Annotated in this window: 10 protein-coding genes; 1 reads left to right on the forward strand and 9 read right to left on the reverse strand. The window is 74.0% G+C overall.

The window, feature by feature from the left end; all coding sequences use genetic code 11:
* Positions 1-2 precede the first annotated feature (2 nt).
* The 7 genes from pstA to ACWD4U_RS31270 all read right to left on the reverse strand — a co-directional run bounded on the left by pstA (position 3) and on the right by ACWD4U_RS31270 (position 8,108).
* The gene (gene pstA, locus ACWD4U_RS31240) at positions 3-1,265 is read right to left on the reverse strand and encodes a phosphate ABC transporter permease PstA (protein ID WP_363460321.1); all 1,263 of its coding nucleotides are present in this window, start codon (positions 1,263-1,265) and stop codon (positions 3-5) included.
* Positions 1,266-1,278: 13 nt separating this feature from the next.
* Positions 1,279-2,289 (reverse strand): phosphate ABC transporter permease subunit PstC, encoded by a 1,011-nt coding sequence (pstC, locus tag ACWD4U_RS31245; protein ID WP_363460323.1) that lies wholly within the window; start codon positions 2,287-2,289, stop codon positions 1,279-1,281.
* An 87-nt stretch (positions 2,290-2,376) separates the two neighbouring features.
* Positions 2,377-4,902 carry a hypothetical protein gene (locus ACWD4U_RS31250; protein ID WP_363460325.1) on the reverse strand — a complete coding sequence of 842 codons (2,526 nt, stop codon included), beginning with the start codon at positions 4,900-4,902 and terminating at the stop codon, positions 2,377-2,379.
* A 286-nt stretch (positions 4,903-5,188) separates the two neighbouring features.
* Positions 5,189-5,773, reverse strand: coding sequence for a hypothetical protein (locus tag ACWD4U_RS31255; RefSeq protein WP_363460327.1), 585 nt, complete (start codon positions 5,771-5,773; stop codon positions 5,189-5,191).
* Between the two features lie 196 nt (positions 5,774-5,969).
* Complete coding sequence (locus ACWD4U_RS31260; RefSeq protein ID WP_363460329.1) at positions 5,970-6,995, reverse strand: substrate-binding domain-containing protein; 1,026 nt, start codon at positions 6,993-6,995, stop codon at positions 5,970-5,972.
* 343 nt (positions 6,996-7,338) lie between these two features.
* Positions 7,339-7,749 carry a hypothetical protein gene (locus ACWD4U_RS31265; protein ID WP_363460330.1) on the reverse strand — a complete coding sequence of 137 codons (411 nt, stop codon included), beginning with the start codon at positions 7,747-7,749 and terminating at the stop codon, positions 7,339-7,341.
* Complete coding sequence (locus ACWD4U_RS31270) at positions 7,746-8,108, reverse strand: DUF1508 domain-containing protein (protein WP_363460332.1); 363 nt, start codon at positions 8,106-8,108, stop codon at positions 7,746-7,748. The genes ACWD4U_RS31265 and ACWD4U_RS31270 overlap by 4 nt, the downstream gene beginning before the upstream one ends.
* Before the next feature lie 342 nt (positions 8,109-8,450).
* On the opposite strand from ACWD4U_RS31270, the gene ACWD4U_RS31275 reads away from it, so the two are divergent.
* The gene (locus tag ACWD4U_RS31275; protein WP_363460334.1) at positions 8,451-9,476 is read left to right on the forward strand and encodes a LacI family DNA-binding transcriptional regulator; all 1,026 of its coding nucleotides are present in this window, start codon (positions 8,451-8,453) and stop codon (positions 9,474-9,476) included.
* A 64-nt stretch (positions 9,477-9,540) separates the two neighbouring features.
* Here the strand turns inward: ACWD4U_RS31275 and ACWD4U_RS31280 are convergent, their stop codons facing one another.
* Positions 9,541-10,719 carry an ROK family protein gene (locus ACWD4U_RS31280; protein ID WP_363460339.1) on the reverse strand — a complete coding sequence of 393 codons (1,179 nt, stop codon included), beginning with the start codon at positions 10,717-10,719 and terminating at the stop codon, positions 9,541-9,543.
* 158 nt (positions 10,720-10,877) lie between these two features.
* Positions 10,878-12,359 (reverse strand): FGGY family carbohydrate kinase, encoded by a 1,482-nt coding sequence (locus ACWD4U_RS31285; protein WP_363460336.1) that lies wholly within the window; start codon positions 12,357-12,359, stop codon positions 10,878-10,880.
* Positions 12,360-12,511: the final 152 nt, after the last annotated feature.

Raw genomic sequence — 12,511 nt, forward strand, 5'->3', positions numbered from 1 at the left:
CATCAGTGGTCCACCACCGGTGCGGCGTTGCGGACGACTGCGGTGCGGGCGAGGGCGGGCTGCGCTCCGGCGGCCTGCCGCGGCACGTCCGCGGTGGCGGCGCGGCGCAGCGGACGGCGGGTGGGCCGGTCGACCGGGGTGCGGTGGCGGCCGAGGACGCGGGCGGTGACGAACAGCACCAGCACCACGGTCATCAGGGTCAGCGCGCCGGCGAACGCCCGGGCGACCATGTCGGGGTAGGGCTGCTTGACGTAGTTCCAGATGTACAGCGGCAGGCTGGTCTGGTTGCCGTGGAACGCGTCGAAGTTGAGCCGGGTGGTGAAGCCGGCGGTGAGCAGGACCGGCGAGGTCTCGCCGACGCCGCGCGCCATGCCGAGCACCACGGCGGTGGTCAGGCCGGGGCGGGCGGTGGGCAGCACCACGTGCCAGACGGTGCGCCACTGGCTGGCGCCGAGCGCGTAGGAGGCCTCCTTGAGGGTGCCGGGGACCAGCCGGACGACCACCTCGGCGGCGCGGGTGACGATCGGCATCATCATCACGGTCAGCGCCAGCGAGGCCGCGAAGCCGCTCTTCTCGAAGCCGAGGGTGAGGATGACCACGCCGAGGACGAACAGGCCCGCGACGATGGACGGCAGCGCGGTCATCGCTTCGACCAGCACCCGCACCGGCTTGACGATCCGGGCGCCGCGCCGGGTGCTGCCCGCCTCGACCAGGAAGACCGCGGTGAGGATGCCGAGCGGCACCGAGAACACGGTGGCCAGGCCGAGCTGTTCGAGCGAGCCGACCACCGCGTGGATGCAGCCGCCGGAGGTGATGGCCGACAGCGGCGCGGTGTTCTGCATGGTCTCGGTGAAGAAGTTCAGGTGCCGGGCGGCGTGCACGCCGCGGATCAGCACGTAGCCGATCTGATCGGCGATCAGGGCGAGCACCAGCAGGCCGGAGCTCCAGGCGAGGGCGGTGGCGAGCCGCTCACGCACCGTCAGGGCGTCCCACTGGAGCCGCCCGGCGAGCGTGTAGAGCGCGAGGAACAGCAGGTACCAGCAGAGCAGGAAGCCGAACGCGCCGCTGAACGGCAGCACGCGCTCGTACAGCAGCCAGTCCAGGGCGAGCGAGCCGGCGCCCGCGCCGGCCATGGTGAGGACCTCTTCGCGGGTGACGCCGCCGAGCTTGATCCGCTGCTGCTCGGGTTCGGGCGGGCCGCCCGGGTCCGTGGTCGGGTCGGCGCCCTGGTGGGAGCCGGGCCGGGTGTCGAGGGGGGTGTGCATCGGTGGCCTCCGGTCAGTCCGAGGTCGAGGCGCCGGACCGGGACCGGCTGATGATGAACCCGGCGGCCACGTTGACCAGCAGGGTGAGGGCGAAGAGCACCAGTCCGGCGGCCATCAGCGCGGACAGCGACAGGGTGTCCGACTCGCCGTAGCGCAGCGCGATCAGCGCCGAGATGGAGCTGCTGCCGTTCTCCAGGACGTGCCAGGCGACCCGGAAGACCGGCGAGATGATCAGCGCGACGGCGATGGTCTCGCCCATGGCGCGGCCGAAGCCGAGCATCACGGCGCCGATCACGCCGCCGCGCCCGAACGGCAGGACCACGGTGCGCACCATGCCCCAGCGGGTGGAGCCGAGCGCGTAGGCGCCCTCCCGCTCACCGGCCGGCGCCTGCGAGAACACCTCGCGGCTGAGCGAGGTGATGATCGGAATGATCATCAGGGAGACCACGGTGCCCGCGATGAAGGTCGAGGAGGTGTACGAGGTGGCGATGTCGCCGGTGCGCACCCGGAAGAACGGCAGCGCCCCGCCGGTGTGGTTGGCCAGCCAGCGGCAGAACCCGACGATCCGCGGCTGCAGGAAGAACAGGCCCCACAGGCCGTAGACGATGCTGGGGATCGCCGCCATCAGGTCGACCAGCGAGATCAGCGCGGGCCGCAGCCGGGCCGGCGCGTACTCGGAGATGAACAGCGCGGCGGTGAGCGCCACCGGGACGGCGATGCACAGGGCGATCACCGCGATCAGGATGCCGTTGGGCAGCACCGCGGCGATGCCGAAGGAGTGCGCGGCGGTGCGCCAGCGCTCCTCGGTGAGGAAGGACCAGCCGGCCGCACGCAGCGCGGTGGCACCGCGCAGCAGCAGGAAGAAGGCGATCAGGCCCATCAGGGCGAACACCGACAGGCCGGCGGCGCGCAGCACGCCGCGGAACACCTGGTCGGACGGCGAGGCGGGCGCGCTGATCGGACGGGGCCGGTCGGGGTCGGGCGGTGGAACGCGGGTGTCCGTCGGCTGGACGGCGGCTGTCATGGTCTCAACTCTCCGCGCGGTGAGGGTTCCTGGGGTGGACCGGGTGGGCCGGACGGACGCCGTTCGGCGCCCGTCCGGCGGGGGCCGTCAGCCGTTGCGGCCGAGCAGTCGCGACCAGAACCGGCCGGTGCCGCGCCGGATGTTCGCGCCGGCGGCGGTGCCGCCGAGGAACAGTGCGGCGGGGCCGCCGACCAGCAGGACGGCGCCGGTGGCGAGGATCACCGGCAGCAGCAGCCGGGCCATGCCCGCCCGGTCCGGGGCGGCCTGCCCGACCACGGCCGCGCCCAGCGTGGGGCTCGAACTCCCCGACGGCTTGGTGCTGTTGCCGCCCGTGCCGGTGCCGGTCGCGGCGGCTGCGCCGGTGGTCGAGCCGGTCCCGCCGCTGCCGCCGGTCCCGCCGAGGTAGGAGCCGTCGTTCGAACCGGAGCCGCCCGTGGCGGAGTTGCCGCCGCCGGCGGTGCCCGCGCTCCCCCCGGTGGTCCCGCCGCTGCCGTTGCCGTTTCCGTTGCCGCTGCCCGGGTCCTGGCCGTTCGGCTTGGCGCCGTCCTGCGCGGCGACGTGGTCGGCCGCGGCCTTCGCCCGGGCCAGCTGCTGCTTCGTCAGACCGGCGTAGCCGATGGCGAGTTGACCAGGCTGGCGGCCGTAGACCTGCCCCTTGCCGGGGTCGGTCACGGTGCGCAGGAAGCCCGCGATCGCGTCCGCCTTGGCCTTCGCGACGCCCCCGGTCGGCACCATCGCGTACTGCATCATGGTCAGCGGGTACGCCTTGGTGTCCTTGGCGTAGGCGGAGTCCCGGTCCTGGTAGGGCAGTTGCTGGGTGCCGGTGGTCGCGTCGAGCGGCATGTCGGCGACGGCGGCCTGCATCGATCCGATCGTCGGAGTGGTGAACTGTCCCGCCGCGTTGGGGAGTTCGGCCTCGGGAAGGCTGACCGCCTGGGCGTCGCCGGAGTCGGTGATGGCGAAGAAGCTGCGCAGGCCGATGGTCTGGGCGAGGCACCGGGCGTGCTGGCCCTGCACCTCGTCGGGGTTCAGGCAGGACGCGCGGGGCTGCATCGCCATCCGCAGGACCTGGCCGAGGCCGCCGAGGACCGGGTTCCACTCGTACTGCTTCAGCTGGCGCGGACCGGAGAAGTCCTGCGGCTGGAACGCGTCGGCCGGGTAGCCGGGGAACTTCGACGGCAGGTAGTTGGTGTTGAGGTGGGTGCCCCACGGGTCGGTGGCGCCCTGGAGGAACTGCGCGGCGTCGGGGTTCGCGGCGATCCACTCGGTGAGCTGGTGCACCAGGTCGGTGGTGCCGCCGACCACCACCGGGACGCTGCTCGCGAAGCCGTTGTTGATGCAGCTGGGCCAGCCCACCCCGGCCGCGACGTCGGCGTTGAGCTTCAGGAACTCCTGGTCGGTGAAGATGCACACCGGGTTGCCCTTGACGGTGTCCATGCTGTCGTCCGCGGTGTTCCGGTACGTCTGAGTCAGCATCTTCGCCAGCAGCCGCTCGTTGAGCCGCACCCGGCGGACCTGGCGGTGGGTGGTCCCGTCGTCGATGAGGAAGACCACGGAGATCGCACTGCTCGCCAGAGGCGCGTACACGTAGGGGCGGGCCGGCGCGTTGCGGTCGGGCAGCGCGGTGAGGGCGATGTCGGCGCCGGAGCCGCGCAGGAAGGAGCTGCGGGCCTGCGGCTCGCCGCCGCCGGCGGTGTACTGCACGTTCAGCGGCTCGCTCGCCAGGCACAGGCCGGTCCGCCACTGCTGGACGGCCCGGTCCGCCATCTCCAGGCCGATCGCGGAGAAGTCGGAGCTCCTGGCGTCGCACGCGCCCGCGGTGGGCCCGAAGGTCAGCGGCACGGCGACGTGGTGCTGCCAGGCGCACGCCTCGCCGCTGCGGTACTCGACGGTGTCGGTCCGGTACATGTTCGTGTACAGGGTGGCGTCGGTGGCGGTGTTGAACAGGCCGTCCGAGTCCGCGGAGTGGTCGTCGCAGTTGATCTGCGAGTCCGGGAAGGTGTACGCGCCGAGCGGGTCGCCGCCGTAGTTGGGCTCCACCACGATCGAGCAGGGGTGGGTGGGGTCGCAGTCGAGGCTCTGGCTCTGCTGGGCGCTCCACACCTCGATGTCGGCCTCGCCGGTGCCGTCGGCGCGGGTCGGCACGATGACCATGTTCGACGGGAACTCGGGGGTGCTGAGGCCGGCCGCCGGGGCCTTCTGCAGGAACCCCTTGGCCGGGTCCCCGCCGTAGAGGCTGGAGCCGTAGCAGTCCGTGATCGCCGGGTTCGTTCCGCGGCACTGGTAGACCCGGACCGGGTAGCGAACGACCTTGTCCGGACTGCCGTCCAGCGGGTTCGCCACGATCGCGGCGGGCTGGCCGGTGTCGTCCACGCTCGGCGTGAAGCCGGTCCAGCTGACGTGCACCGTCTGGTTGCCGAGACCCGCAGCCGGGCTGACGGTGACGCTGCCCTTCGGTCCGTACGTCCAGGTGTTGGGATCCCAGGCCTCCGGCCCGTCCACGGTGACTCCCGAAGCCGCCCCGGCCGGCTGGACGCCCGGCCCGCCGAGCGGCAGGAACACCACGGCCGCCCCCAGCGCCCACACCAGGACGGCCGCCAGGTAGGCCTTCAACGGACGCGATCCGGCTCTCAGCCCTGACGGGCGGATTCTCATCGGCGCAGCACCTCCGGGAACGGCGCACCGGAGTAGGGCACGCACGGGTGACAGGGAGCGGAGCGACCGTCGGCGGCCCCGACGATATTCGGCCAGTCACGTCTGGCCGGGCGCTGTCCGTCAGGTGTACGAGGCCCCAATTGGTGCTCGAATCAAGAGAACTGGCGATCCGTCAGAAAACCCCGCACCGCCCGGCCGCGATTCGGCCGGGCGGTGCGGGGTGGCTCCTGTGGCCGAAAACGGCTCAGGAGGCGGGGGTGAAGGTCACCGCGAACGAGCCGACGCTCTGGCCCGCGGTGAAGAAGCCGGTGTGCAGCTTGGTGTCCAGATACTGGGCGCCGTCGGCGTCGAGGACCAGCGAGGCGGCGTTCAGGCTCTGGGTGGTGCCGCTCCTGGTGACGGTGTTGTCGCCGGCCGGGTCGAACAGCGCGACCGGGGTGGTGGAGCCGTCCGGGACGGCGGTCAGCTGCCAGGAGTCGATCGAGAAGGCCAGCTGGTGGAAGGAGGCCGCGTAGCCGGTCTTCGCGTTGACGAGCAGCAGACCGCCGCCGAGCTGGACGTTCCCGTAGAACTCGGGCAGGCTGCCGTGGCCGTCGGTGACCGGGAAGCTCGCCGACAGGCCGGTGGTCGCGTCGTAGCCGGCGGTCGCGGTGGGCAGCGGCACGGCCACGATGCCGGCCTCGGCGGCCTGCTGGAAGAACGTGTTGCTCTCGCGGATCACCGCGTTGCCGGACGCCGGGGTGGCGGACGCGGCGGTGGCGGAGGCGGCGGTGGCGACGAGGGCGAGGCCGGCGGCCGCAGCGGCGATCCGGACGGTGGGACGGGACATCGTGGCTCCTTCGGACGGGTGCGTGGTGGTGCCCGGTGCGTGTGGTGCCCGGTGCTGGTCGTACCGGTGCTGGTCGAACTCGGTGGTGCACGGTGCGTGTGGTGCTACGGGCCGCCGCCCGTCCCGGCGGGCGGGACGGGCGGCGGTTGACGCGTGGTGGTAGACGCGTGGCGGTGCGGACGGACCCGGGGGTCCGTCAGATGTGGGTGATGGAACCGCAGGCCGCGGCCGGCAGGGTCAGGTAGCCGTAGCTGGTGGTGTCGGCCTTGCCGGCGGTGGAGCACAGGAAGCCGGTGGAGCCGAAGATGTTGTGCAGGCCGGTGGCCTGGGTGCTGGTGGCGTTCCAGTCACCGTCGCGGACCACGTTGTAGAGCACCCGGCCGTAGGTGCCGCCGGCGAAGGCGGCGTTCAGGGTGCCGGTGCCGGTCAGCGGGGCGACGCCGTTGATGCTGCGCAGGGTCAGGTTGCCCTTGTCGTCGGTGGCGGTGGTGTGGCCGTTGGCCTGGCCCACCCAGTGGCCGACGGAGTACGGGTAGATGACGTCGACGTCGTTGAGCACCGGGTCGGTGCCCTCGTTCTCCTCCGGGCCGCTGACGACGCAGCCGCCGAGGGTCGGGTTGCCGATCGCCTTCAGGAAGAAGGCGCGGGTGCCGGAGGCGGACTGCGGCAGGTACGGCTTGATGGTGCCCGCGGTGCCACCGGTGAACTGGTTCCAGTTGGTCTTGTTGCAGGTGTAGATGTCCACCAGGTCGGCGGTGGTCAGGTTGGTCGGGGCGTGGCCGCCGGACTTGGCGGACCAGGTCACCGCGTCCTTCGCGAACGCCACGAAGAGGTCGGTGGTCAGGTCGCCGGTCTGCGGCGCCCGGGAGGAGCGGGCGAAGTCCAGGGTGGTCTTGGTGGTGCCGTTCAGGGTGGTGATGCCGGCGCCGGAGCCGTTCGGGCGGGTGATGCTGGAGGCGCCGGTCTTCGGGGTGATCGGGCTGGTGCCGGTCGCGTCCCAGCTGTACAGGCGCGGGGAGGTGGTGTCGCCGGCGGCGGTCAGGGCGGCGTTGTAGTCGGTGGAGAACTGGTTGAGCAGAGCCTGCGTGGTGTCCGAGCCACCACCGACGATGTCCTGAGCGGCCGGGGTGACGGACGGGTCCGCCATCGCCGGGACGGCAACGGCCGAGAGGGCGGCGGTCATCGCGACGGCCGCGAACGCCTTGGCAGCGGTGTAACGCATGGTCCTGTTCCTCCGTAGGAAGGTGCCTCGCTGGACCGGAACCTGGCGGGGGTCCGGTACCGGAAGGCTCCGCGTCCTCCCGGCGGATGGATCCTCGCCGCCGGGAGCCCGCCCCCGGAAGCGCCCCCGCGCTCCCCCGGCGCACCACCCCGAACCGTCGGCCGTACCCAAACGCCCTGCTGGCCAGCCGGATTGCCGCCCTCCGCGGCGGGGCGCCGGGCATGGACACGTTCTTCTCCAGGTGTGCTCACGGGGTCACCCCGGCCACCTCTGCTTCACCCGGCACCACCGGACGCACACGAACCCTCCGGGTGGATGCGTCCGCGCCCGCCGCACGCCGAAGTCACCAGGGCCGCAGGGCCGCCGATCCGTTCTGCCGCCACCGCCGCTGGACGTGCTCGACGCCCTGCCGGAAGCCCTCCACGCCCTGTCGGCACTGGTCCCGGCGGAGGTAGCCGCGGGCGCTGCGGGCGATCGCCTCGCCGCCGCCCGAGCCGGCCCGGGTGCTGCGGGCGGGCAGGAAGGCCGTCCAGACCCACAGCCGGTCCTCCTGCTGGCTCAGCACGAACCGCAGGGCCGACCGCTCCGCCACCAACTCGCCCAGTGCAGTGGAGAGTTCACGGTCCGACCGGTACATCCGGGCGGCGGTGGCGAGCCGCCGCCCGTTGGCGGCCACCATCGACCAGCCGACCCGCCCGTCCGTGCCGCGCACCGGCACCAGCCGCGGGCCGCGGCCCGGTTCCGCGGTGTTCACGAGGACGCGGAGGACTCGGGCCCGTCGGACGCCTCCGCCGCTTTGGCCACCAGCGCCACGAACCGGCGGAAGGCGTTCTGGCAGGTGGCGTAACGCTCGTACGCCCGGCTGGACTTGACCAGCGGGAGGCCGCGGGCGCCGGGCACCACCCAGGTCCAGCCCAGGCCGTCCCGGACATGGGTGATCCGGGCGACCAGCGCCGGGCCCAGCTCCACCAGTTCGACGTACGCCCGCTCGGCGTCCGCCGCGGACTCGTAGACCGACGAGGACACTGCCACCACCCGACCGTTCATCGCCTTCAGCTGCCACAGAAACCGCCCGTTCGGTGCCCGTTCCGTGAACAGCCCCTCCGCGCGCACAGCCCTACCCCCCGGTCCCTGCCGGTCCAAGGCCCGCCCCCAGCCCAGTCACCGCGCCCGGCCGGCCCGCACACCGCGGCCACGGACGCACATCGTCACGGGCCGAACGCTATGTGTGCACAGAGGATCGCCGGAAGCGGAATCCCCCCTGAGCTGACTCTGTTTGCCCCGAAGTTCTCCCTTGTTAATGCACAGCCGTTGGCGCTACCCCGCTTGCGGGGAACGGGATCTGACGGACCGTCCGCTCCCTCCCGTCGCTCTGTTCCCAGCGCCGAATGTTTCGAGCCGCATGCGAATGTCCAGCGAAGGCCACGGGAGGCGGGTGGCGCTAGGATCCGTGCCATGAGCGCCGCAGAACTCGAACGCGACCCCGCGCCGACCCTGTCGGAGATCGCCCGCGCGGCCGGCGTCTCGGCCCCGACTGTTTCGAAGGTGCTGAACGGCCGGGCGGACGTCTCCCCCGCCACCAGGGCCAAGGTCGAGGAGATCCTGCGCCGTACCGGCTACCAGCGCCGCCGCACCGCCTCCACGCCGTCCCGGCTGCTCGACCTGGTCTTCCACCAGCTCGACAGCGCCTGGGCGGTGGAGGTGATCCGCGGCGTGGAGAACGTCGCCCGCGAGGAGGGGCTGAGCATCGTGCTCTCCGAGTCGGCCGGCCGGCTCACTCCGGGGCAGACCTGGGTGGACGGCGTGCTCGCCCGCCGCCCGGTCGGCGCGGTGCTGGTCCTGTCCGACCTGGACGCCGCCCAGCGCGACCAACTCACCAGCCGCGACATCCCGTTCGTGGTCCTCGACCCGGCCGGCGACCCCGCCGACGGGGTGCCCGCGGTCGGCACCAACAACTGGCAGGGCGGCCTCGCCGCCACCCGCCACCTGTTGGAACTCGGCCACCGCCGGATCGGCGTGATCTCCGGACCGCTGGCCATGATGTGCAGCCGGGCCCGGGTCGACGGCTACCGCACCGCGCTGGAGACCGCCCGGATCCCGGTCGACCCTTCGCTGATCCACGAGGGCGACTTCCACCACGAGGGCGGCTACGCCCGCGCCCGCGAACTGCTCACCCGGCCGGACCGGCCCACCGCGATCTTCGCCGGCAACGACCTGCAGGCCCTCGGCGTCTACCAGGCCGCCCGCGAACTCGGCCTGCGCGTCCCCGAGGACCTCAGCGTGGTCGGCTTCGACGACCTGCCGCTGGCCCTGTGGGTCGGCCCGCCGCTCACCACCGTCCGCCAGCCCCTGGTCGAGATGGCCGAGACCGCCGCCCGCCTCGCCGTCGGCCTGGCCCGCGGCGAACACCCCGCCGCCACCCGCGTCGACCTCGCCACCAGCCTGGTCGTCCGCACCAGCACCGCCCCACCCCCGGCCTGACGGACCGGCGCCCGCCCGAGACCTCCGGACGCCCACGCGTTGTTGCTGCCCGGCAGCGGCCCGGTCAGGGGGTGGTGGCGGGGAGCCAGAGGGCGGCGGGGTCGGTGTGGAGGTGGCGGACGGTGGTGAGGGCGGCGCCGAGGACGGGGCCGCGGCGGGCCAGGGGGGAGGCGACCAGGGCGCGCTCGGGCCACGGGCGGACCCGGACGCGGGCGGCGAGTTCGGTGCGCATCGCCGGGAGCAGCCACTCGGCCAGGTCCGCGTAGGCGCCGCCGAGGACCAGCGCGGCCGGGTCGATCAGGTTGACCGCGGCGGTCAGCGCGGTGCCGAGCGCGGTGCCGGCCTGGCGCAGCGCCTCCAGGGTGTCGGCGTCGCCGCCGGCCGCGCGGCCCGCCAACGCCGCCACCGGGTCCTCGCCTGACGGGGCGTCGGAGAGCTTCGCCTCGCGCAGCACCGCGGCCAGTCCCGCGTACTGCTCCAGGCAGCCGCGCGCGCCGCAGCCGCACTCCCGGCCGTCGGGGCGGACGGGCAGGTGGCCGAGTTCGCCGGCGAAGCCCTGGACGCCGCGGAACAGGCGGCCGTCGAGGACCAGCGCCCCGCCGATGCCGTCGGCGGCGGAGACGTGCAGGAAGGTGCCGCTGGCGCTGCCCTGCCAGAGTTCGGCGAGCGCACCGAGGTTGGCCTCGTTCTCGACGGCGGGGGCGGCGCCGGGGCCGGGCCAGTCGTCGGCGATCCGGACGCCGTGCCAGCCCAGGTTGGGCGCGTGCTCGACCAGTTCGCCGGGGCCGTCGGCGGCGCCGTGCACGCTGCCGGGGACGGCCAGCACCCGGCCGACGATCCGCAGGCCGAGCGCGACGGCCTCGCGTTCGGCCTGCGCGGCGAGGTCGGCCAGGTCGGTGAGGGTCTCGCCGACCGGGCGCAGGTGGTTGGGGGCGGGCCGGTGCAGTTCCACCCGCACCTCGCCGCGCAGGTCGGTGACGCAGGCGGCGAGGTGTTCGACGCCGATCTCCAGGCCGAGTCCGGCCGGGCCCGCGTCGTTGAGCACCAGCGCCCGGCCGGGACGGCCGACCCGGCCGCTGCGCTCCAACTCGCCCTCGAGCAGCAGCCCGCCGCCGATGAGTTCGTCGACCAGGCTGGAGACGGCGGTGCGGGTGAGCCCGGTGCGGCCGGCCACGTCGGCGCGGGAGAGCGGGTACGCGGCGGCGACGGTGCGCATCACCAGCGCGAGGTTCTGCCGCCGCATGTCCTGCTGGGACGCGGGGCCGCGCCGCGGCCCCGGTCCGCCGTCCGCCGCCGGCCGCTGTTCGCCCGCTGCCACCCGTCTCCTCCGTTCGACCTCCGTCCGGTTCACGTTCGTCGCGCGCGACCGCGGTCGACGACGCACGGTCCCGGACGTCCGCACTACCCGACGGCGCCGCCTTCCTGCAGGCCGATCGTCTGCCGAATGGTAGTCGCGATCCGCTCCAGGGCCGCCTCGTCGCGCGGGACGGCGGGCAGCACCGGGCCGTCGGCGGTGCGCCAGCGGCGGGCGACCTCGTCGGCCCGCTCGCCGGTGCACAGTGCGGCGGCCTGTGCGGCGGCCCCCAGCGCGACCAGTTCGCGGGCGGCGGGCACCTGCACGGCGCGGCCGGACAGCCGCTGCACGGTGCGCTGCCAGGCCCGGCCCTGTGCGCCGCCGCCGATCAGCAGCAGCGGCTGCCCGGTTGACGGGGCGTCACCTGCGCCGCGCGGCACGGCACTCTCCCGTCGGGCGTCGTCGCTGCGCGGGCCCTCGTCGACGCGCAGCACGTCGTCGAGCGCGGCGAGCAGCGAGTACGCCGCGCCGTCGTAGGCGGCCTGCAGGAGCTGTCCGGGGGTGGTGTCGTGGCGCAGTCCGTGCAGCAGTCCGCTGGCGTGCGGCAGGGCGGGGGTGCGTTCGCCGTCCAGGTAGGGCAGCAGGACGGCGCTGCCGCCGCCCTCGACGGCCTCCCGGTCGCGGCCGAGCAGGGCGGCGATCCGGTCGACGGCGAGCGTGCAGTTGAGGGTGCAGGCGAGCGGCAGCCAGCCGTCCAGGGCGTCGGCGAAGCCGGCGACCGTGCCGGTGGGGTCGGCGGGGCGGGTGCGGGCGACGGCGTAGACGGTGCCGGAGGTGCCGAGGCTGAGGACCGGGGTGCCGGGGGCGAGGCCGAGGCCGAGCGCGGCGGCCATGTTGTCGCCGGTCCCGGCGGCGATCGGGGTGCCGGGCCGCAGCGCGCCGCCGGCGCGGGCGGTGCCGGCGGCGGTGCCCGCCGGGACGACCTCGGGGAGCAGCGCGGCGTCCAGTCCGATCCGGTCGAGGACGGCGGGGTGGTACCCGCCGGGGGTCCACCAGCCGGTGCCGGAGGCGTCGCCGCGGTCGGTGGTGCCGCGTCCGGTGAGCCGTTCGGTGAGGTAGTCGTGCGGGAGGCGGACGGCCGCGGTGCGCTCGGCCGCCCGGGGCTCGTGCTCGCGCAGCCAGGCCCACTTGGCGGCGGTGAACGACGCGCCGGGGACGCTGCCGATCTCGGCCGCCCACCAGTCGGCGCCGAACTCCTTGACCAGGCGGGCGGCTTGGGGTGCGCTGCGGACGTCGTTCCAGAGCAGCGCGGGTCGTACCGGCCGGCCGGCGGCGTCCAGCGCGACCAGGCCGTGCTGCTGGCCGCCGATCGCCAGTGCCTGCGCCCGGTCGGCGTATCCGGTGGCGGCGACGGCCGAGTCGAGGGCGTCCCACCACTGCTCGGGGTCGCTCTCCTGGCCGGCCGTGGAGTCGACCCGGTGGGCCGCTCGGCCTTCACCGAGGATCCGGCCGGTGTCGGCGTCGACGGCCAGCGCCTTGGTGGACTGGGTCGAGCTGTCGACCCCGATCACCACCAGCGGTTCTGCCATGGGCGTGCTCCTGATCTGCGCGGGACTCTGCCGTGGGACTTCCCTCTCGGGCTCGCCCATACTAATTTGTCTTCCGGCCTGACGAATAGGTCTCCCGCACCACGAGAATCCCTTGGAGCAGTCGATGACGCAGCTCTCCCCCACCCCCGCCG

Source organism: Kitasatospora sp. NPDC002522, assembly GCF_053595195.1.